This window comes from Enterobacter sp. FUJ80071, assembly GCF_038739915.1.
In the GTDB taxonomy this organism is placed as follows: Bacteria; Pseudomonadota; Gammaproteobacteria; order Enterobacterales; family Enterobacteriaceae; genus Enterobacter; species Enterobacter kobei.
Genome location: NZ_JBBXKH010000001.1, coordinates 293674 through 314937, shown reverse-complemented (window position 1 = coordinate 314937; position 21264 = coordinate 293674). Strand labels below are relative to the sequence as shown.

At 50.8% G+C, this 21264-nt stretch carries 16 protein-coding genes and 1 pseudogene; 4 read left to right on the top strand and 13 right to left on the bottom strand.

Features of this window, described 5'->3' with window-relative positions:
- The first annotated feature begins 482 nt into the window (after window positions 1–482).
- On the top strand, window positions 483–764 hold the full coding sequence (locus AAER43_RS01450; RefSeq protein ID WP_014882153.1) for a YjcB family protein: 282 nt from the start codon (window positions 483–485) through the stop codon (window positions 762–764).
- Window positions 765–1196: 432 nt separating this feature from the next.
- Here AAER43_RS01450 and AAER43_RS01445 read toward each other — a convergent pair.
- Together AAER43_RS01445 and AAER43_RS01440 are read right to left on the bottom strand one after the other, a co-directional pair.
- A pseudogene (locus AAER43_RS01445) lies at window positions 1197–2296 on the bottom strand (IS3 family transposase).
- Between the two features lie 538 nt (window positions 2297–2834).
- Window positions 2835–5243 (bottom strand): AAA family ATPase, encoded by a 2409-nt coding sequence (locus tag AAER43_RS01440; protein ID WP_342701797.1) that lies wholly within the window; start codon window positions 5241–5243, stop codon window positions 2835–2837.
- Between the two features lie 450 nt (window positions 5244–5693).
- Between AAER43_RS01440 and AAER43_RS01435 the strand changes: the two genes are divergently transcribed.
- A protein-coding gene (locus AAER43_RS01435) for an IS3-like element ISSen4 family transposase (RefSeq protein ID WP_087451024.1) occupies window positions 5694–6814 on the top strand; the annotation gives its coding sequence in 2 pieces (ribosomal slippage) (window positions 5694–5952 and window positions 5952–6814; 1122 coding nt in all).
- Window positions 6815–6823: 9 nt separating this feature from the next.
- On the opposite strand, the gene AAER43_RS01430 is transcribed toward AAER43_RS01435, so the two are convergent.
- On the bottom strand, window positions 6824–7693 hold the full coding sequence (locus AAER43_RS01430) for a site-specific integrase (RefSeq protein WP_204377930.1): 870 nt from the start codon (window positions 7691–7693) through the stop codon (window positions 6824–6826).
- A 161-nt stretch (window positions 7694–7854) separates the two neighbouring features.
- Window positions 7855–8382 (bottom strand): single-stranded DNA-binding protein SSB1, encoded by a 528-nt coding sequence (gene ssb1, locus AAER43_RS01425; RefSeq protein ID WP_014882152.1) that lies wholly within the window; start codon window positions 8380–8382, stop codon window positions 7855–7857.
- Between the two features lie 251 nt (window positions 8383–8633).
- On the opposite strand from ssb1, the gene uvrA reads away from it, so the two are divergent.
- The gene (uvrA, locus tag AAER43_RS01420; protein WP_023331804.1) at window positions 8634–11456 is read left to right on the top strand and encodes an excinuclease ABC subunit UvrA; all 2823 of its coding nucleotides are present in this window, start codon (window positions 8634–8636) and stop codon (window positions 11454–11456) included.
- Window positions 11457–11458: 2 nt separating this feature from the next.
- Here the strand turns inward: uvrA and AAER43_RS01415 are convergent, their stop codons facing one another.
- The 6 genes from AAER43_RS01415 to dnaB form a co-directional block, all read right to left on the bottom strand.
- On the bottom strand, window positions 11459–11812 hold the full coding sequence (locus AAER43_RS01415; RefSeq protein WP_014882150.1) for an MmcQ/YjbR family DNA-binding protein: 354 nt from the start codon (window positions 11810–11812) through the stop codon (window positions 11459–11461).
- A gap of 2 nt (window positions 11813–11814) precedes the next feature.
- Window positions 11815–12231: a secondary thiamine-phosphate synthase enzyme YjbQ gene (locus AAER43_RS01410; protein WP_014882149.1), complete on the bottom strand. Its 417-nt coding sequence runs from the start codon at window positions 12229–12231 to the stop codon at window positions 11815–11817.
- A gap of 113 nt (window positions 12232–12344) precedes the next feature.
- The gene (gene aphA / locus AAER43_RS01405) at window positions 12345–13058 is read right to left on the bottom strand and encodes an acid phosphatase AphA (RefSeq protein ID WP_014882148.1); all 714 of its coding nucleotides are present in this window, start codon (window positions 13056–13058) and stop codon (window positions 12345–12347) included.
- Window positions 13059–13365: 307 nt separating this feature from the next.
- The gene (tyrB, locus tag AAER43_RS01400) at window positions 13366–14559 is read right to left on the bottom strand and encodes an aromatic amino acid transaminase (protein ID WP_050862181.1); all 1194 of its coding nucleotides are present in this window, start codon (window positions 14557–14559) and stop codon (window positions 13366–13368) included.
- Between the two features lie 119 nt (window positions 14560–14678).
- A complete protein-coding gene (gene alr, locus AAER43_RS01395) occupies window positions 14679–15758 on the bottom strand; it encodes an alanine racemase (RefSeq protein ID WP_014882146.1) in 1080 nt (359 codons plus the stop codon).
- Between the two features lie 16 nt (window positions 15759–15774).
- Window positions 15775–17187, bottom strand: a complete 1413-nt coding sequence (dnaB, locus tag AAER43_RS01390; protein WP_008503375.1) for a replicative DNA helicase — start codon at window positions 17185–17187, stop codon at window positions 15775–15777.
- Between the two features lie 66 nt (window positions 17188–17253).
- Between dnaB and AAER43_RS01385 the strand changes: the two genes are divergently transcribed.
- The gene (locus AAER43_RS01385) at window positions 17254–18237 is read left to right on the top strand and encodes a quinone oxidoreductase (RefSeq protein WP_050862180.1); all 984 of its coding nucleotides are present in this window, start codon (window positions 17254–17256) and stop codon (window positions 18235–18237) included.
- A 184-nt stretch (window positions 18238–18421) separates the two neighbouring features.
- On the opposite strand, the gene pspG is transcribed toward AAER43_RS01385, so the two are convergent.
- The 3 genes from pspG to traF all read right to left on the bottom strand — a co-directional run bounded on the left by pspG (window position 18422) and on the right by traF (window position 21189).
- Window positions 18422–18664, bottom strand: coding sequence for an envelope stress response protein PspG (gene pspG / locus AAER43_RS01380; RefSeq protein WP_014882144.1), 243 nt, complete (start codon window positions 18662–18664; stop codon window positions 18422–18424).
- A gap of 136 nt (window positions 18665–18800) precedes the next feature.
- Window positions 18801–19796 (bottom strand): tRNA dihydrouridine(20/20a) synthase DusA, encoded by a 996-nt coding sequence (gene dusA / locus AAER43_RS01375; protein WP_014882143.1) that lies wholly within the window; start codon window positions 19794–19796, stop codon window positions 18801–18803.
- Window positions 19797–19878: 82 nt separating this feature from the next.
- Window positions 19879–21189: a conjugal transfer protein TraF gene (traF, locus tag AAER43_RS01370; protein WP_023331799.1), complete on the bottom strand. Its 1311-nt coding sequence runs from the start codon at window positions 21187–21189 to the stop codon at window positions 19879–19881.
- Between the last annotated feature and the right edge of the window lie 75 nt (window positions 21190–21264).

Below are 21264 nucleotides of genomic sequence, written 5' to 3'. Positions count from 1 at the left end.
GCCGGATGCTTTGTTAAACAGGTGATTACGTTGCATGAATCATGCGAAGTTAGCAACTGACTTTTAGTATTAAAAATCTTAAATTTCGTTATGACGATAATATTTTCCCGTAAGCTAAACTGTAAGTATTCGTTCCGTTTCAATTAAGGGAAATAATTATCCAGCGCACATGTGGGGTTTGAAGATAACACAACAGAGAATCGATGTTTTATAAATGCCCGGCTATTACCACATTATTTTCAGGATGAGCAAAAAATAACGTGCCACTTATAAAAACCTCGTGGCTGGCCCATCGTGTGTCCGCTCAGCCAGGTATCGGGACCCAGGTACCCGGCACCATCGCCTTTTTTGCGTAATAAAATCCCCATTTTGAACGCTCAGACGCTGGCGAATAAATCAACAAATGTGATATAGTTCACACATATTCTGTAACGAGAAACACCGTTTCATTCAGTTCGTCTGTTTTGTAGAGGATGGGTTCTATGGCAACCATTACTACCAGCATGGTTCTCCTGCGCTGGCCTTTGTTGAGCGCGGTACTGATGTTTTTAGCCAGCACGCTGAACATTCAGTTTCGTAAATCTGACTACGCGGGTCTTGCGGTCATCAGCACTCTGCTGGGACTTGGCGCGGCTTGCTGGTTCGCAACGGGCCTGTTGGGCATCACCCTGCTGGATATTGCCGCTGTCTGGGAAAATATTAAAGTCGTGATGGTAGAGGCAATGAGCCACCAGCCACCAGACTGGCCAATGGTGATTACCTGATTCCTGTATAAACAAAAAACCCAGACGATGTCTGGGTTTTTTGTTTGAGCATCCGTTGATCAGAAGGGTTAGATTTACCTGATTCATCGCGAATGAATGTGTCAGTAATAATAACAGACTATATGTAAATGGCTCCTGATGCCTTGATACCTAAGAAAATACATAAAATGTAATGTTTTTTGTAAAATTTTTCATATCAATTCCTGTTAAACATTACATTTTGTCAGCAACTAGTGAGAAACTGGAACAGCCAAAAAACCAAGTTTGTACGGGCCATTCTGTTTTCGTTAGATTGCCCGTTGCCTCTTAATCTCGGTCAGTAAGCCCTGGACTAACCCTGCTGCAAAAAGCTGACGACCAACAAGCTCGTCTTCATCGTCTTCGCCCTAGAATCGTGCGTAGGCAACAGACCCCACTGTAAGCACACCTGTTTTAGTTCCTCGCACTTTTTGAGAGTTCCGGTTTTAAGCTATAAGCCGGTATTCCACCGGCGTCAGGTTATTCAGGGATTCATAAGGACGCTCGCTGTTGTATTCATTCAGCCAGCGTTCCGTGATTTCCCGTGCTTCATTCAGCGTTCTGAACAGGTAAAAATCCAGAATTTCTGTCCGGTACGTCCGGTTGAACCGTTCGATAAATGCATTCTGCGTCAGCTTACCCGGCTTGATAAATTCCAGTGCCACACTATGCTCTTCAGCCCACTGCGCAAATGTCAGCGAGACCAGTTCCGGGCCGTTGTCTATCCTCAGTTTCAGAGGATACCCCCGGTTCGCCACTATTCTGTCCAGTACTCTGACCACCCGCTGCGCCGGGATATTCAGATCAATTTCTATTGCGAGGGCTTCGCGGTTAAAGTCATCCACCACATTGAAGGTACGGAAACGCCTACCGCAGACGAGTGCAACATGCATAAAGTCTATCGACCAGCTCTGATTAAGTGCTTCAGGCGTCACCAGTGGCGCTGGGTTGCGTACCGGCAGACGCTACTTTCCCTTGCGGCTAAAATTCAGTTTCAGCAGGCAATAAATCCGGTGAACGCGATTATGATTCCAGGTGTTACCCTGCCTGCGCAGCAACTGGAACAACTTCTTAAAACCGTATCGCGGGTAGCGCTCTGCCAGTTCAGTCAGCAACTGGATCATCGGTTCAACGCGCCGGGTATCGGGCTGGTAAACATAGACCGTCCTGCTCAGCGATAATGTCCTGCAGGCTCATGGCAAATTGTGCCGTCAGATAGCTGACGAGCTCCCGCTTTATCGCTGGTTTTAAGGCTTTTTTTCGATAACGTCTTTCAGTGCCCGGCATTCAAGGCTGAGATCAGCAAACATCTGTTTTAATCGCGGGTTTTCATCCTCCAGGTCTTTCATCTTCTTGATATCAGACGCTTCCATGCCGCCAAACCTCGCTTTCCAGTTGTAATAGATGACTTCAGAAATACTGGCTTCACGGCAGACATCCTTAACGGTACGTCCCGCTTCGACGGACTTCAGAACGACAATGATCTGGTGTTCGGTGAATCGGGCTTTACGCATGGCGATCTCCTCAGAAGACATAATCAGTATGTCGGAAGATCTCTAAAAGTGAATGGTTCGTTTTGCAGGGATACTTACAATTCACCCGCTGGGCAAAGATTGGTATAATATTTCTCACCATTGATAGATTTCGAGGTATTCTTGAAAAATCAGATTGATATTGAACTCCATGCACAAATAGGGACGCGGTACAACGCCGCGCCAGAAAATTGGAGTAAATTGAAATGGTCAGAAGTAGAGCCTGGCGTCGCCATCAGGTATATCGATTAAAATCTAAGCGAAAAAAATATTGGGCTGTAACGGTTCAAATACCGGGTTCTACCGTTGTAGGGAAGACTTATCGCACACCTTGTGCATGTTCTTGTTATATCTGTGGTAACCAAAGAATTAACCATGGAGTCAACATGCAAGAGCGTAGAGCCAAGTTGCATTTCACTGATTGATTTTCGTAAGTATCACGCTATTTTAATTTTAAAAAGGCTCCTGTTCGAGGAGCCTAAATTTATAAAAGCTATTGCAATGTACCAAACTCAAATCGCTACATGGCAGCTGCCATATGCTCACCAACGCTATTTAATAATGCAGTATATTGATCCTCATCCTCTTTGAGTCTTTCAATGATTTGTAGCGCAGCTGTTTGCATCTCAGGCACTTCCACCGGGGTAGCTCCGCGTTCAAATACACCACACAAATGTGAATACTCATTATTAATTCTGTCGGATAAGATGGCCGGAATTTTATTCTCACCAAAAAACAGCCTGAGCGTACTTTCATTCATCCCTTGATCTGGGTATTTATAATATAGATATATTTCAAAAAACTTCCTCGCATTATTTGCGAAATTATAAAAGGTAATATAATTAGTATCATCTACAGAGCTAATACTGGAACATTTATAAATCTGATGAAAAAGATAGTTGAACTCTGTAACATAATCCTTTAAATATGATGGCATAACTTGAATACTAGATTCCTTATCATTTCTTACAACAACAAAAAAGGCCTTTTGGAAGCTAATCTTCTTATTATTCTCATCTATAAAGTTATCCTTTAATCTTTTAAGATACTTTAGGAAGTCAAGATTGTGCGTTGAAATAAATAACTGTTTAAACTTCCCTGAAGACACAATCTCTGCATTCAATAAACTGTAAATAAAAAATATGTGATTGCCATCCAATGAAGAAATTGGATCGTCAATCCAAATAATTGGCTTCGAATCTCGTGTTTCGATATCGTCCAATTTAGCAAGGAAATAACAAAATGCCAAAAGACTGCATTCCCCTTCACTTAGATGGTAAGCTTTTTTTCCGTCCCTCATAACTTCAAATCTAATTTGAGTACGGTTAGTATCGTCAGTCTGTTCTTTTAAAGCTTCAAGCGATAAGAATCTATGACCAAAGAAGTTGTTCAAATATTCATTAACTTTCATTGCCCCTTTCGCTTCATCATTTAGCTCACGTTTCTTTTCAGTAATTAATGATTGCTTCTGGGCGATCGTTCTAGTAATATGTGCAAGCTCATTGTATGAGTTATCTGATTTAATTTTCAGCTCAGTTACAGAACTACTCAAGTTTTTATAATCTATTGTAATTAGATAGTTATAAACCTCATTATATCTTAGAAGCTTCCTCGCTTTAGCTTGTTCAGTGCTTAATGAGTTGGTAAACATATCCGATTTAATGCAAATTTCCGAATATTGACTCCAAATATTCTTCAATTGAGGTGTAGAGTCAAAAGGTATATCAAAATCCTTAGAGTTTAATGTATCTTGCTGTCTAACATTGAGTTGCTGAATCAGGCTGTCTAGCGACAGCTCATAATTTTTATAGGCAGCATTTAAATTTAAAATAAAATCATCCAGTTCATTATGAAATTTTGTGTAAAATAAAGATTTATTTACTGATAATAAATTTCTTATTGTCCTTTTTTCGTCCGTGATCTTTGTAATAAGTAAGTTAATATCCCTGTCTAACTGCTCTGACTCTTCATCAAAATGTTTATCAAGCTTGCTCCATCTTTCCGATGATATTGTATTGTCACAAAATGCACATTTCTCATGCTTATCTCTATGATGTCTTCGCCCCTCATTAACCCATCGATTTAAGATTGCATCCTTGACTAACTCATCAATCTTGTCAGATGCACTAATTTTTTTAGTAATGAGTTTCTCAGCATCTTCCTCAAAAGATTTTAAATTAAGGTCTGGAGTTTTAAATTTCGGTAAGTTTGGCAACACTCTCTCAGAGATCAACTTGTCATATTTCTCTAACTCTTCATCGCTTAGCGGTTTATAACTGCTTTTATTTACCTCTGTAATTTCATTTTTAAGCTTTACTATCGTGTAATTCTGTTCTCCATAACGCTCAGGTTTATATTTTATTCCAATATCTTTACCTGTAGCTTTATTTGTCAATTGCTTATCCAAATTATCGCTAGCAATTTTATGTTTCGAAGAAGCATCGTTATAATCTATAGTTGCCATTTTTTTATTTGCATATAAACCAGTTTCTTTCCCTTCGTCATTAATTCCTAATTCTAAATTTAATTCTGCTAGCTCCACTTCTATCTTATTGTTATCATCGCCAAGGATAGCGAAAGACTCAATACTCTCTTCAGGGTTACTGATGAAGCGCAGATTGTCTCGGATAAAATCCTCATTGAATACACGGATTTTTTTATCATGAGTAGAAAGATTATTATTAGTTACTTCAACATTATCTGCAAACTTTAAATTAAACGAAGGGGTGCCGTATTTATCTGAGATGTTTCCTTTTTCTAAGGAGCGAATAATACGAGAAAGTGTTGTTTTTCCTGAGTAATTTCTACCATATATTATATTAATATCAACAAAGCTTTGAACTGCGCCTCCTTTATTTAAGACTTGCTGATCCCAAATAAAGTTATCAAATACACCCAACTTTTTAATATAATTAAATTTTTTAAGCATTTCATTCCCTTACTGAGTTCTTCCACCAATCAATAAATTAACCCATAACATGTTATATTTAAATAAAAATGTAGCAAATAAAAAATGACAGCCGTCACAATATGAAAAAATAACCCCACCTACTGACACTTTTTGATTTAAATGGGGAGTATATCTTTCGTATAAAACAGAGCAATAAATATAAAGTCACAAGAAAATAGTTCTCAATAATATATCTTAATTATTGAAGCATTGTCATTAGCGTCTTTCTCCGTCACTAGAGACTGTAATTAAAGTTGTGTAATTGCCTGTTTTTGATATGTCCACTCCAGCAAAGGGGACAGGCAATTATAGACGAAAAAAAATCACGGTATATTAATCAACCGGGAGCAGGTCAGATTGACCTGCTCCCCGTTGATTAGTACACCCCGATGTTAGTAATGTCTTCATAAGCCACATGAGGACATCCCCATGAAGAAGCGTTTTTCCGACGAACAGATCATCAGTATTCTCCGCGAAGCCGAAGCTGGGGTACCCGCCCGTGAACTCTGCCGCAAGCATGCCATTTCCGATGCCACGTTTTACACCTGGCGTAAGAAGTATGGCGGTATGGAGGTGCCTGAAGTTAAGCGCCTGAAGTCGCTTGAGGAAGAGAACGCCAGACTCAAGAAGCTGCTTGCCGAAGCCATGCTGGATAAAGAGGCGCTTCAGGTGGCTCTGGGGCGAAAGTACTGACGACAGACCAGAAGCGGGAAGCCGTGATGTTGATGTGTGATGCGACCGGTCTGTCGCAACGTCGTGCCTGCAGGCTTACAGGTTTATCCCTGTCGACTTGCCGCTATGAGGCTCACCGTCCGGCTGCTGATGCGCATTTATCAGGGCGCATCACTGAGCTGGCACTGGAGCGCAGGCGTTTTGGCTACCGTCGTATTTGGCAGTTGCTGCGCCGTGAAGGGCTTCATGTTAATCATAAGCGCGTGTACCGGCTTTATCACCTCAGTGGCCTGGGCGTAAAACGCAGAAGACGTCGTAAAGGGCTGGCAACAGAACGTCTGCCGCTGCTCCGTCCGGCGGCGCCCAATCTGACCTGGTCGATGGATTTCGTCATGGACGCACTTTCCACCGGTCGCAGGATCAAGTGTCTTACCTGCGTCGATGATTTCACAAAGGAATGCCTGACGGTCACTGTTGCCTTTGGGATTTCAGGCGTTCAGGTCACGCGTATTCTGGACAGCATTGCACTGTTTCGAGGCTATCCGGCGACGATAAGAACTGACCAGGGGCCGGAGTTCACTTGCCGTGCACTGGATCAATGGGCCTTTGAGCATGGTGTTGAGTTGCGCTTAATCCAGCCGGGCAAGCCAACGCAGAACGGATTTATTGAGAGCTTTAACGGACGATTTCGCGATGAATGTTTGAATGAGCACTGGTTCAGCGATATCGTTCATGCCAGGAAAATTATTAATGACTGGCGGCAGGATTATAACGAATGCCGCCCGCACTCCACGCTGAATTATCAGACACCGTCTGAATTTGCAGCGGGCTGGAGAAAGGGTCATTCTGAGAATGAAGATTCCGACGTTACTAACTGAGTGTTGTATCTAATCGTGGGGGCAGGTCACTTGAATGATATAACTATGCAGTTCTAGAACTAAAGATTCAGACAACGGTAAGAGTCGTTCTCTGGTTTTGGCATTAGGCTCATTGGTTCTAGAGTCAGCCCGCTCATCTGCTCGCCTAACAATACGGATCCTGTTAGTACTAAAATCAACATCCTGTATTCTGATATTCAATAATTCACCACCCCGAATACCAAGATAAAACAGAAGCAAGATCATCAGCCGATTTCGGCGCTGCACTTCAATTGAAAAAGGATTTAATTTGGATCCAGGAAGGATAACTTCAAATAGTGAATCCAATTGAATATCACTCAGTGATCTATCTAGTAGCTCACTGCTTCTGCGCTGTTTAGAAGGCCTGCGCTTCTTTATCTGTTGCACCATAGCGTCGATCTGCTGGACCACTTCCAGTTCTGCCGTCTTTAAAATATGCATCGCATACCAGTGTAAATAGTTGGCACACGTTGTCAGCCTAGAATGCTGTGTTCCGTTATCAACAATATCGGACTCCGGCTCATCAAGCCAAAGGGTAGAGGATGTATTTAATGACTTCTTTGCTTGCTTACGCTGAGCAAAATCTCGCAGGTCGTCCAGCTCATGTGGTTTTAAGAAATTTTTGGTCAAAAAACGCTGTTCAAGGTCAATTCCACGAATATCTAAAAAGCGGAGCAAAACAATTAGGTTGCTAGCCGCCGCTGACATCGTTGAAAAAGCATCCCCCCTATTGCGGAGTTGTGTTGTTAAATAAAGAGTAGGGTAATACACGGGAAGGCCAGAAGAGCGATTCATCACTATGCAGTAGCGCTCGCCACTGTCCATAATAAATGTTTTAAGCCCGTAGTGATTCTTCATGCACCTACACCCCATAAACTTTACACAATTGCAAGGTCCATAATATCCTAAAATAGGGTCAATAAAAAATTTGACGGTTTTGATATGTCGAATACAAAAAAAGCCCCTGTATTAACAGAGGCTTGATAGAAAATTCATGACTAAATGTTCTTAGGTAAATCCTAGAACGGGATGTCGTCGTCGAAGTCCATTGGTGGCTCGTTAGACGGTGCCGGAGCAGACTGCTGCTGCGGACGAGACTGTGCGCCGCCGCTGAACTGGTTGCCGCCCTGTGGCTGCTGAGGCTGACCCCAACCGCCCTGCTGCTGCTGACCGCCACCTGCTGGCGCGCCACCGCCCTGACGGCCGCCCAGCATCTGCATGGTACCGCCAACGTTTACCACAACTTCGGTGGTGTACTTCTCAGCGCCGGACTGATCGGTCCATTTACGGGTGCGCAGCTGGCCTTCGATATAGACCTGAGAACCTTTACGCAGATACTCACCGGCAACTTCTGCCAGTTTGCCAAACAGCACCACGCGGTGCCATTCAGTCTGCTCTTTCATCTCACCGGTCGCTTTATCACGCCAGGATTCGGAAGTAGCCAGCGTAATGTTGGCAACTGCGCCACCACTCGGCATGTAGCGTACTTCCGGGTCCTGGCCCAGATTACCGACGAGAATCACCTTGTTTACGCCTCTGCTGGCCATGTTCGTGTCTCCTGAATACGTTTCTTAATAGTGTAAACGCGCGAGTGTACCATTTCCACGCGGCAATTTGCATAGTTGCGTAGTCGGTTCCGAAATCTCACGCGAACTCGACATTGTTACACAGCGAATCAGAAAATGCATTCCAATACTGTATATTCAAACAGGTTAAATTGTGTCATAATTAGCCGTTTCTGACAGCCGTTTGTCCTTCAAACAAACCAGGCAATCCGTGTTTCAACCGGGAAAGGTGAATGGATAAGATCGAAGTTCGGGGCGCCCGCACCCACAATCTCAAAAATATCAACCTCATAATCCCTCGCGACAAACTCATCGTCGTGACCGGGCTTTCGGGGTCTGGCAAATCCTCACTGGCTTTCGACACCTTGTATGCCGAAGGACAGCGTCGTTACGTTGAATCTCTCTCCGCGTACGCGCGTCAGTTCCTGTCGCTGATGGAAAAACCGGATGTCGATCATATTGAAGGGTTATCGCCTGCGATCTCCATCGAGCAGAAGTCGACTTCGCATAACCCGCGTTCAACGGTCGGTACCATTACTGAAATTCACGACTACCTGCGTCTGCTGTATGCGCGCGTGGGTGAGCCGCGCTGCCCGGACCACGACGTCCCGCTGGCGGCGCAGACCGTGAGCCAGATGGTGGATAACGTGCTGTCGCAGCCGGAAGGCAAACGCCTGATGCTGCTGGCGCCAATTATTAAAGAGCGTAAAGGCGAACACACCAAAACGCTGGAGAACCTGGCAAGCCAGGGCTATATCCGCGCCCGTATTGACGGCGAAGTGTGCGACCTGTCGGATCCGCCAAAACTGGAGCTGCAGAAAAAGCACACCATTGAGGTGGTGATCGATCGCTTTAAGGTGCGTGAAGACCTCGCGACGCGTCTTGCGGAATCGTTCGAAACGGCGCTGGAACTCTCCGGTGGTACCGCCGTTGTTTCCGATATGGACGACCCGAAAGCGGAAGAGCTGCTCTTCTCCGCCAACTTTGCCTGCCCGATTTGCGGCTACAGCATGCGCGAGCTGGAACCGCGTCTGTTCTCGTTCAACAACCCGGCAGGCGCATGCCCAACCTGCGACGGCCTGGGCGTACAGCAGTATTTCGACCCGGACCGCGTGATCCAGAACCCTGAGCTGTCGCTGGCAGGCGGCGCCATTCGCGGCTGGGATAAGCGTAACTTTTACTACTTCCAGATGCTGAAATCGCTGGCGGAGCACTATAAGTTCGATGTGGAAGCGCCGTGGGCCAGCCTCAGCCCGAACGTGCACAAAGTGATCCTGTTCGGTTCCGGTAAAGAGAACATCGAGTTCAAATACATGAACGATCGCGGTGATACCTCCGTGCGTCGCCACCCGTTCGAAGGGGTGCTGCACAATATGGAGCGCCGCTACAAAGAGACCGAATCCAGCGCGGTACGCGAGGAGCTGGCGAAGTTCATCAGCAACCGCTCCTGTGCCACCTGTGAAGGCACGCGTCTGCGTCGCGAAGCGCGTCATGTCTTTGTCGAAAACACGGCGCTGCCGACCATCTCAGACATGAGCATCGGCCACGCGATGGACTTCTTCAACAACCTGAAGCTCTCCGGTCAGCGCGCAAAAATCGCTGAAAAAGTGCTGAAGGAGATTGGCGATCGTCTCAAGTTCCTGGTGAACGTCGGTCTGAACTACCTGACGCTTTCCCGCTCGGCAGAAACGCTGTCCGGCGGTGAGGCCCAGCGTATCCGCCTGGCCAGCCAGATTGGCGCAGGCCTGGTGGGCGTGATGTACGTGCTGGATGAGCCGTCAATCGGCCTGCACCAGCGCGACAACGAACGTCTGCTCGGCACGTTGGTCCACCTGCGCAACCTCGGTAACACGGTGATTGTGGTGGAGCACGACGAAGACGCGATTCGCGCTGCGGATCACGTGATCGACATTGGTCCTGGCGCGGGCGTACACGGCGGTCAGGTGGTCGCGGAAGGGACGCTGAAAGACATTATGGCGGTACCCGAGTCGCTGACCGGCCAGTACATGAGCGGCAAGCGTAAGATTGAGGTGCCAAAACAGCGCGTAGCGGCAGATCCGGAAAAAGTGCTGAAGCTGACCGGCGCGCGCGGCAACAACCTGAAAGATGTGACGCTGACGCTACCGGTTGGCCTGTTTACCTGCATCACTGGCGTGTCCGGTTCCGGTAAATCGACGCTGATTAACGATACCCTGTTCCCGATTGCGCAGACGGCGCTGAACGGTGCGACGCTGGCCGAGCCCGCGCCGTACCGAGACATTCAGGGGCTGGAACATTTCGATAAGGTTATCGACATTGACCAGAGCCCGATTGGCCGAACCCCTCGCTCGAACCCGGCGACCTATACCGGCGTCTTCACGCCCGTACGTGAACTGTTCGCCGGCGTGCCGGAAGCGCGTTCACGCGGGTACACGCCGGGACGGTTCAGCTTTAACGTGCGCGGCGGCCGCTGTGAAGCGTGCCAGGGCGATGGCGTCATCAAAGTTGAGATGCACTTCCTGCCGGATATCTACGTCCCGTGCGACCAGTGCAAAGGTAAACGCTATAACCGCGAAACGCTGGAAATTAAGTACAAAGGCAAGACCATCCACGAAGTGCTGGACATGACCATCGAAGAGGCGCGCGAGTTCTTTGACGCCGTCCCTGCGCTGGCGCGTAAGCTGCAGACCCTGATGGACGTCGGTCTGACCTACATTCGTCTGGGGCAGTCCGCCACTACGCTGTCGGGCGGTGAAGCCCAGCGCGTGAAGCTGGCGCGTGAGCTCTCCAAACGCGGCACCGGTCAGACGCTGTATATTCTGGATGAGCCGACCACCGGTCTGCACTTTGCGGATATCCAGCAGTTGCTCGACGTGCTGCATCAGCTGCGCGATCAGGGCAACACGATTGTGGTCATCGAACATAATCTGGACGTGATTAAAACCGCGGACTGGATTGTCGATCTCGGCCCGGAAGGCGGCAGCGGCGGCGGTGAAATCCTCGTCTCCGGTACGCCAGAGACCGTTGCAGAGTGCGAAGCCTCGCACACCGCGCGCTTCCTTAAACCGTTGCTGTAATGTCAGACGGAGAGTTGTTGTCGGGTCGCTTCCGGCAGCAGCTCTACTGCCTGTTTATAAGACGCATCCACCAGATAGTAAATTTGCGAGCCGGGCAGGGATCCATCCAGATAAACCGTGCTCCAGTGCGCCTTATTCAGGTGTTTGCTCGGCCTCACATCATCATGCTGCTGGCGTAGCAAATCCGCCAGCTCCGGGCTGGTTTTCAGCGACGCGGCCGGGCGGCCTTCGACCTCTTTCACCATCGCAAACAGCACATCTCCCACTTTTATCTGCGTGGCTTTCCAGTCGCTATGCACGCTCTGCTCCGCGCCAGGTTTACTCATGCAGTACTGAAGTAGCTCCGAAATTGTCATCATTATTCCCCTTGTAGCGTTGCGATAATTTTACGCGAACCACCGTGAATGCGATGTTCTCCCAGCCAGATCCCTTGCCACGTTCCCAGCAGTAGCCGCCCGTTGTGTACCGGCAGCATCAGCGATACCCCGAGCAGAGAAGATTTGATATGCGAAGGCATGTCATCTGCGCCCTCATAATCGTGCTCATAGGGGGCGTTGTCCGGGACACTCTTCAGAAAATGGTTTTCCATATCAGACCGGACAGTGGGATCGCAATTTTCATTAAGCGTGAGGGAGGCTGACGTGTGTTGAAGCAGCAGATGCAGTAAACCCGTTCTGACGCGCGACAAATCGCGGATTTGCCCGATGACTTCCTCCGTCACCAGGTGAAACCCGCGGGGTTTAGCGCTTAAGGTCAGGGTCTGTTGATACCACATGTGCTGCTCCGTTTAGAAAGATGAACCTTTCTAAGTGTGCAGCAAGAAGTCGAAAGGTAAAACCCGCCGCAGCGAGATTTGATTAAAAAAGAATCAAACTCGCGGCCAGACGCTTAATACTCCGAGTTAACAATCACCTCTTCGCCAAATTTTCCGGCCATCGGCAGCGGTCGATAGGTCGAGTTAGAGGCGCGTAACACCCTGATCGCTCTGGCTCCTGTATCCTGCGCCGCGGTAATGTCGTTATCCGAATCACCATAGAACACTTTGATGTTTTTCTTCTCCAGCCACTGGGTTTTGGTGTTTTGCCCTTCTTTGTCACCCGCAAAAATGACCGGGTTCATGTTGGCAGCCGGGATCTGGAAATCATCCTGCAGGGTTCTGGAGACGGTTTCTGTTTTGGTCTGACTACGACCGGTGACGAAGTAAATGCTGTCGCCGCGCTTCACATGCATGGCAATGACCGCCCGGGCGACCTCTTTCGGGATACTGTAATCGTCCCAGCCGTTATTCATCTTTTCCCAGAACGCCGGGTTCTTCAGATACGCTTCGCTGTCCGGCGAATACATTTTTTTGCCGCGCCAGAATCCCGGGCTGGAGAACAGAACGGTGTCGTCAATATCAAAGCCAACGGCCATGGGCGGGCGGCCCATCAGACTGTTTTCGATTTGGGCCACGGATACCCAGTGAATAGGAGCCTGTTCGGCAAGAATGGCAGCGGTAGTGCCGGTGTAAAGCGGCGTTGGCGCAGAAGCGCGCGCGACGACGGCACTATTAAGTGAGAACAATAAGCAGGCGGCGCTGAGCGCCAGGGTGATCTTGCGCATATTTTCCCCTGAATATTCAGTTCGTTATCGTTTTATTTTGAGTGAATGGTCAAAAAACTATCCGACCATAACCCCAGCGGCAGGTGAAGAAAAGGAGTTTTTGATTATCAATCTGAAGAAAAAGAAGACGATCACAAAGCGAGACATCGACCTGAGTAGCCTGATGCCCTCACCCCGGCCCTCTCCCACAGGGAGAGGGAGAACACCCAGCCCGTAGGCCCGGTAAGCGGAGCGCCACCGGGCGATGAGACTGCACGGCGGCCTGATGTCCTCCCCCAAAGGGAGAGGGAGAAACCGTAGTGAGTACTTACATTACCGCAGCAAATGCCTGTGCCACGCGATGAACGTTGCTGGCATTGAGACCCGCGACGCACATGCGGCCGCTGGCAATCAGGTAGACGCCGAACTCGTCGCGCAGACGGTCGACCTGCGCGGCGCTCAAACCGGTGTAGCTGAACATCCCGCGCTGCCTGATCAGATAATCAAAGTTATGCCCCGGTACCGCCTCTTTCAGCACGTTGACCAGCTCCTGACGCATCGACAGAATGCGCTTACGCATGGATTCCACTTCGGCAAGCCAGCTAGCTTTCAGCTGTTCGTCACCGAGTACCGTCGCCACAACCTGCGCACCAAAGTTCGGGGGGCTGGAGTAGATACGGCGCACCGTAGCTTTAAGCTGACCCAGCACGCGGCTGGCAGCTTCGGCATCTTCGCAGACCACGGACAGCCCGCCGACGCGTTCGCCATACAGGGAGAAAATTTTCGAGAAAGAGTTGCTCACCAGCACTGGCAGGCCGGCACTCGCAACGGCGCGGATAGCATAGGCATCGTCTTCCATCCCGGCGCCAAAGCCCTGATAGGCGATGTCGAGGAATGGAATCAGGTTGCGAGCCTTGAGCACCTCAATGACGGCATCCCACTGGGCATTGGTGAGGTCCGCACCCGTTGGGTTGTGGCAGCACGGATGCAGCAGCACAATGCTGCGCGCCGGCAACGTTTTCAGTTTTTCCAGCAGGGCTTCAACGCGCACGCCGTTGGTTTCGCTGTCAAACCACGGATAAGTCTCGACGTTAAAGCCTGCGCCCTCAAAAATTGCGACGTGGTTTTCCCACGTCGGGTCACTGACCCACACGCCGGAATCCGGGAAGTATTTTTTCAGGAAATCAGCACCGACTTTCAGCGCGCCCGATCCACCCAGCGTCTGGATGGTCGCCACACGTTTTTGCGCAAGTACCGGATGATCGGCCCCAAACAGCAGCGGTGCAATGGTATTGCGGTACGCATTGAGCCCTTCCATCGGCAGATAGAGCGACGCTCCATGCGGGACCGCATTCAGACGCGCTTCGGCTTCGGCAACGGCTTGTAACTGAGGAATAATACCCTCTTCGTTGTAATACAAACCGATGCTGAGGTTCACTTTATCGCTGCGAGGATCTTCTTTGAAACGCTCCATTAAGGAGAGAATAGGGTCGCCGGCATAGGCGTCAACGTTCTGAAACACGCGATGGTTCTCCGGAATTCGATGAGGCAGGAGTTTCAACAATAAACCGGAAGTGGGAGAAGGTCGAGAGGATGTTAATAAAGTTGAAGTGAGGTTAATAACCTCACTTCACAGACGGTTCAGTCAAGGTATTTCATCGCCACCCGGGAGGTCAGGCGAGTAATAAGTTCGTAAGCACTCACTTTCGTGATTTCAGCAATGCGCTCAACGGGCAGGCCCTCACCCCACATCACAACATCATCACCTGCTTTATCCTGGGCGTCGGGTCCAAGGTCCACACAAATCATGTCCATCGCGACGCGACCGACAATGTTGACCTCGCGACCGTTGACCAGCACCGGTGTACCTGTCGGTGCAGCACGCGGATAGCCATCTCCGTAGCCCATCGCCACCACGCCAAGGCGCGTGTCGCGCTCGCTAATCCAGGTGCCGCCATAGCCCACCGGCTCGCCCGCTTTGTGCTCACGCACGGCAATCAGATTCGAGACCAGCGACATCACTGGCTTAAAGCCAAAGTCCGGCCCCCAGGGTTTGCTCTCCAGAGGCGACACGCCATAAAGAATAATGCCCGGGCGCGCCCAGTCAAAGTGCGACTGCGGCCACAGCAGGATCCCGCCGGAAGCCGCAATCGAGCGCATTCCCGGCTTGCCTTCGCAGAAGGTGTTAAAGATATCGAGCTGCTGCTCGGTTGCCCCACATTCAGGCTCATCGGCACGCGCAAAATGGCTGACGATGTTCACGGGCTGGCGCACGTTTTTGCACCGGCACAAACGCTGATAAAACGCCTCCGCATTTTCCGGGCGAACGCCCAGACGGTGCATGCCCGTGTCGAGCTTCATCCAGACGGTAACGGGTTCACTCAGCTCGGCGTTTTCCAGCGCGGACAGCTGTTCTTCGTTATGTACCGCCGTGTGCAGATGCTGGTCAGCAATCGTAGGCAAGTCTGTGGCTTCGAAAAAGCCTTCCAGCAGCAAAATGGGTTGCGTGATCCCCCCCGCACGCAGGCGGAGAGCTTCTTCAAGACGGGCGACGCCAAAGGCGTCGGCATCGGGGAGCGTTCGCGCGGTCTCAAGAAGACCGTGTCCGTAAGCGTTCGCTTTCACGACTGCAACGAGCTTGCTGGCGGGCGCCAGTTCACGCAAACGTTGCAGGTTGTGTCGCAGAGCGCGGCGGTTAATGACTACAGTTGCCGCTTGCATTTGAATTCCTTAGAAATTACTCATCATCATATTGAGGACCGGCGTAGTTGTCGAAACGCGACCACTGTCCGTTAAAGGTCAGACGCACCGTCCCGATCGGGCCGTTACGTTGTTTACCAATAATAATTTCGGCGATCCCTTTCAGGTCGCTGTTCTCGTGATAAACCTCATCACGGTAGATGAACATGATTAAGTCGGCATCCTGCTCGATGGAGCCGGATTCACGCAGGTCGGAGTTGACCGGGCGTTTATCGGCACGTTGTTCCAGGGAGCGGTTCAGCTGCGACAGCGCCACCACCGGCACGTGCAGCTCTTTGGCTAACGCCTTGAGCGAGCGGGAAATCTCTGCAATTTCCAGCGTACGGTTGTCGGAGAGCGACGGCACGCGCATCAGCTGGAGGTAGTCGATCATGATGAGGCCGATGCCGCCGTGTTCACGGGCGATACGGCGCGCGCGCGAGCGCACTTCCGTCGGCGTCAGGCCAGAGGAGTCATCGATATAGATGTTACGTTTTTCCAGCAGAATGCCCATCGTGCCGGAGATACGCGCCCAGTCTTCGTCATCGAGCTGGCCGGTACGGATACGGGTCTGGTCCACGCGCGACAGCGATGCCAGAGAACGCATCATAATCTGCTCGGAGGGCATCTCAAGACTGAAGATGAGAACAGGTTTATCCTGCAACATTGCGGCGTTTTCGACGAGGTTCATCGCAAATGTCGTTTTACCCATCGACGGACGCGCCGCAACGATAATCAGATCCGACGGCTGCAGGCCGGCGGTCTTTTTGTTGAGGTCGTCATAACCGGTGTTGACCCCGGTGACACCATCGTGCGGTTGCTGGAACAACTGCTCGATACGCGCCACGGTCGCGTCGAGCACATCGGCAATGTTTTTAGGCCCTTCGTCTTTGTTCGCACGGCTTTCGGCAATTTTAAAGACGCGGGACTCCGCCAGGTCGAGCAGATCTTCGCTGGTGCGCCCCTGCGGATCAAAACCGGCTTCGGCGATCTCGTTCGCCACCGATATCATTTCACGGACGACGGCACGTTCCCGCACGATATCGGCATAAGCGCTGATGTTCGCCGCACTTGGCGTGTTTTTTGACAGTTCTGCCAGGTAGGCAAACCCGCCGACGCTGTCCAGCTGACCCTGACGCTCAAGCGATTCCGCGAGCGTAATCAGGTCAATCGGGCTGCCCGACTCCTGCAGGCGCGCCATTTCGGTAAAGATATGACGGTGCGGACGGGTGTAGAAATCCTCAGACACCACGCGCTCAGCGACGTCGTCCCAGCGTTCGTTATCCAGCATTAAACCGCCCAACACCGACTGTTCCGCTTCAATCGAGTGCGGCGGGACTTTTAACCCTGCGACCTGGAAATCACGCTCGCGGGGTTCAGTCTGTTTGTTGAAGGGTTTGTTTCCTGCCATAGTGAATGGAGTTACCGAGATAAAGAGTGGGTCGAAAGATTACCATATTTTTCTTACGGAGGGAGCATGGCAACGCGCATTGAGTTCCAGAAACACGGCGGTCCGGACGTACTGAAAGCGGTGGAGTTTACCCCCGCAGCGCCTGGCGAGAACGAAATTCAGGTTGAAAACAAAGCTATCGGCATTAACTACATCGATACCTATATTCGCGGCGGTCTCTACCCGCCTCCGTCAATGCCGAGTGGTCTGGGCACCGAGGCGGCCGGTGTCGTCATTAAAGTGGGCAGCGCGGTTAAGCATATTAAAGAGGGCGACCGCGTGGTGTATGCGCAATCTGCGCTGGGCGCTTACAGCTCCGTCCACAACGTTCCGGCGGATAAAGCCGCTCTGCTGCCTGGCGCTATCTCCTTCGAGCAGGCGGCCGCTTCGTTCCTGAAGGGGTTAACGGTTTACTATCTGCTGCGCAAAACCTATGAAATTAAACCCGACGAGCAGTTTCTTTTTCATGCCGCAGCGGGTGGCGTGGGGCTGATTGCCTGCCAGTGGGCGAAAGCCTTAGGCGCGAAACTCATCGGTACCGTGGGCAATGCCCAAAAAGCGCAGCGTGCGCTGGACGCGGGGGCGTGGCAGGTGATCAACTATCGCGAAGAGAACATCGTCGAGCGCCTGAAAGAGATTACTGGCGGTAAAAAAGTGCGCGTGGTGTATGACTCGGTGGGCAAAGACACCTGGGAGGCGTCGCTGGACTGCCTGCAACGTCGTGGGCTGATGGTGAGCTTCGGGAATGCGTCAGGCGCTGTCACTGGCGTCAATCTTGGCATCCTGAATCAGAAAGGCTCGCTCTACGTGACCCGCCCTTCCCTGCAGGGCTATATCACCAACCGGGAAGAACTGGAGGAAGCCAGCAACGAGCTGTTCTCGCTGATCGCCAGCGGCGTGATTAAGGTGGACGTGGCGGATGCGCAGAAATATCCGCTGACCGATGCGCAGCGTGCGCATGAGGTGCTGGAAAGCCGGGCGACACAGGGTTCAAGTTTACTCATTCCCTGAGCCCCAAAAAGAAATTGGGCTTCCCGTGGGAAGCCCTTTCTTTTTTTAGTTCGGCTGTATGTAGGGTACAGCTCGATGAATTCTGTAGCGGCAGCCATAGTGACAGATTCGATAAGTAAATCCTATTCTGTTCTAAGTAATGCTGCCGGGAAAGTTACAAGTATGTGACGAACCCCTCAATACCTTAGTAACGGAAGCGGTTATTGCGCTGATAAGTCGGCAGTTTTGGTGATTTAATCGCCCGTATCGCCCACACCACCGCAATGGCCAGTAATAACCACGGCAGCAGTTTGATGGTCAGGGCAAACAGTCCGCCGATAAACATCACCACCGTCGCCACGACGAGCGCAGCGAGAATGCCGAGCAGCGAAACGCCCGTGGCTAACAGCATGACAAAAAAGCCAATGACAAAAAGTAGTTCCAGCATGGTGCTCTCCCACGAATTCCCGAGTAATACAGTCTGTATTACAAGAATCATGCCAAAACTAAACCATTGTTCTTAAAGAAAAACGCCCCGCAATGATATGCAGGGCGTGGTGAATTTGACGATCTTTTAGCGAAAATTATCGCTTATCTGCGACCAGTCGCAGCGCATGTTCCAGCACCTCGATATCCGCACCGGCTTTATGTGCGTTCTCACTGAGGTAACGACGCCACTGCCGCGCCCCCGGTATGCCCTGGAACAGGCCCAACATATGGCGGGTAATGTGGCCGAGATACGTGCCGTTGCTCAGCTCGCGCTCAATGTAAGGATACATGGCGCGCACGACGGCAACCGGATCGGTATCGGCGCCGTCAACGCCAAAGATTTCACGGTCGACCGTCGCCAGAATGCCCGGGTTCTGATAGGCCTCGCGTCCGACCATCACGCCGTCCATATGTTCGAGGTGCGCTTTGGCTTCTTCAAGCGACTTAATACCGCCGTTGATCGACATCGTCAGATGCGGGAAATCACGTTTAAGCTGATATACGCGCGGATAGTCCAGCGGTGGGATCTCACGGTTCTCTTTCGGGCTCAGGCCGGAGAGCCAGGCTTTACGGGCGTGGATGATAAACATCTCGCATTCGCCTTTGCCGGACACCGTGTTGATGAAATCGCACAGGAATTCGTAGCTGTCCTGGTCGTCAATGCCGATACGGGTTTTGACCGTCACGGGAATGGAGACCACATCACGCATCGCCTTGATACAGTCGGCAACCAGCTGCGCGTTCCCCATCAGACACGCACCGAACATACCGTTTTGCACACGGTCTGAAGGACAGCCAACGTTGAGGTTAATCTCGTCATAGCCGCGCGCTTCCGCCAGCTTCGCACACTGCGCCAGCGCGGCCGGATCGCTGCCACCCAGCTGCAAGGCAACCGGATGCTCTTCTTCACTGTATGCCAGATAGTCGCCCTTGCCGTGAATGATTGCACCAGTGGTCACCATTTCGGTGTACAGCAGCGTATGGCGGGAGAGCTGACGCAGGAAGAAGCGGCAGTGTCTGTCCGTCCAGTCGAGCATTGGCGCAATGGAGAAACGGTGTGCTGGGAAAGCGGTCTGGTATTCTGACAACATGGCGAAGTTTTAAGCATCTGGTGGAAAAGGGGCGCTACTATAGCACAAAGAAAAGCCGGAGGCGCAGCGCCTCCGGTGCACTTTAGAACGTCATGCTTAGCTGTGCCCCTGCGCCCCAGGTTTCGTCTTCACCGTAGAGGCCCATCAGGTCAACATGCACGGTGTTGAACGGCGCGAAGCCGACACCACCGGTAAAGACGTTGCTGTCGTTACCCTTCACGTCAGCGCGATAACCTGCGCGTACCGCCAGCCAGCTCAGCGGGGTCACTTCAGCACCTACCCCAACATACTGCGACGTATCTTCGCTCTTGAAACCTTTGGTTTCGGTCAGATCGCCATCAGCGGTCAGCGTAACAAGATCGTTGTGCCAGGCGGCGCCCGCGGTGACCAGCGGACGGATCTGGTAGGTGTCTTTATAGCTCACCACTTCTCCCGTACGCCCGTTGCGGATGCGGATATCCTTGCTGTCGATATCGCGTGACATCAGGTTTTGTCCGCTCAGGCCGACCGTCCAGTTTTCGCCAAAATCAGCGGCAATACCAGCATCAACGTTAAAGCCCGTATCGTCTGTACGGTAGCGGCTATCGTTCCACTTATTACTGTCGTAATCGTAGATGGAAGTGGTGTAGTTATAGATCCAGGTTTTTTGCAGTTTTGGCGTGACGCCAACGGAAACCGGGATGCCCCCGAGATCGAACTGACGGGCAACCGCAATACCGTAGTCGGACACAATCGCCGCCCGGCCAGACGCCGTTGAGTTGAGGTTTTTGGTAATCTGATCCGTGCCATTCAGCGCTGCATCCAGGGCAACACCGGCAGCAACCACATCGCTTCGTTGAATACTGCGCAGATAATCAATATCTTGCTGGTCGATAGATGAGCTAACCCGACCATGAGCATAACCTTTGGCCATAAAGGCCACGGAAAGCACATCGTTAGGGATACTCACGGCAAGTCCTGCCCCAGCTGTTGCACGTGCAGTTTTGCCCTTGAGATAGTCCAGTTCATCGGCAAGATCTTTGGCCGCGCCCTGGAACTGGTTGATCGAACCTAACGGATTGGTGATGACTTCAATAGGCGTAAGGTTATCAACCACATCCTTATAGTGATTGATTTTGTCGTTGATGGTATCAATCTCATCCTGAAGATTGTCTTCATCCGTCACCTGCACCCCAACGGATGGCAAAATGACCGTCACATCATCGTCCGGTTTTGCCTTTGCCAGCAGCGCGGGGTTGATTAACGCTCCGCTGCCATAACTGCCAGCGGCTACGCCCGTCCCGCCCATGGCGTCGCTACGTGATTCTGTCCAGGTATTGGCTGCTCCCGCCTGATTTGCCATAAACAGGGAAACAGCAATGCTAACCACCGAAAATTTAAAATGTTTTTTCACAGTATGCCCGTAATAGTTTGTTATTAGATAACCCCTGTCTGTTATCACCCAAACAGGAACGAACTATTGCTGTGA

Coding starts and splice junctions, on each gene's coding strand:
- AAER43_RS01410 (WP_014882149.1), bottom strand. CDS start 12,231: ATGTGGTATCAACAGACCCTGACCTTAAGCGCTAAACCCCGCGGGTTT.
- dusA (WP_014882143.1), bottom strand. CDS start 19,796: ATGTTGTCAGAATACCAGACCGCTTTCCCAGCACACCGTTTCTCCATT.
- AAER43_RS01430 (WP_204377930.1), bottom strand. CDS start 7,693: ATGAAGAATCACTACGGGCTTAAAACATTTATTATGGACAGTGGCGAG.
- AAER43_RS01385 (WP_050862180.1), top strand. CDS start 17,254: ATGGCAACGCGCATTGAGTTCCAGAAACACGGCGGTCCGGACGTACTG.
- AAER43_RS01450 (WP_014882153.1), top strand. CDS start 483: ATGGCAACCATTACTACCAGCATGGTTCTCCTGCGCTGGCCTTTGTTG.
- AAER43_RS01415 (WP_014882150.1), bottom strand. CDS start 11,812: ATGACAATTTCGGAGCTACTTCAGTACTGCATGAGTAAACCTGGCGCG.
- aphA (WP_014882148.1), bottom strand. CDS start 13,058: ATGCGCAAGATCACCCTGGCGCTCAGCGCCGCCTGCTTATTGTTCTCA.
- uvrA (WP_023331804.1), top strand. CDS start 8,634: ATGGATAAGATCGAAGTTCGGGGCGCCCGCACCCACAATCTCAAAAAT.
- alr (WP_014882146.1), bottom strand. CDS start 15,758: ATGCAAGCGGCAACTGTAGTCATTAACCGCCGCGCTCTGCGACACAAC.
- ssb1 (WP_014882152.1), bottom strand. CDS start 8,382: ATGGCCAGCAGAGGCGTAAACAAGGTGATTCTCGTCGGTAATCTGGGC.
- dnaB (WP_008503375.1), bottom strand. CDS start 17,187: ATGGCAGGAAACAAACCCTTCAACAAACAGACTGAACCCCGCGAGCGT.
- pspG (WP_014882144.1), bottom strand. CDS start 18,664: ATGCTGGAACTACTTTTTGTCATTGGCTTTTTTGTCATGCTGTTAGCC.
- AAER43_RS01440 (WP_342701797.1), bottom strand. CDS start 5,243: ATGCTTAAAAAATTTAATTATATTAAAAAGTTGGGTGTATTTGATAAC.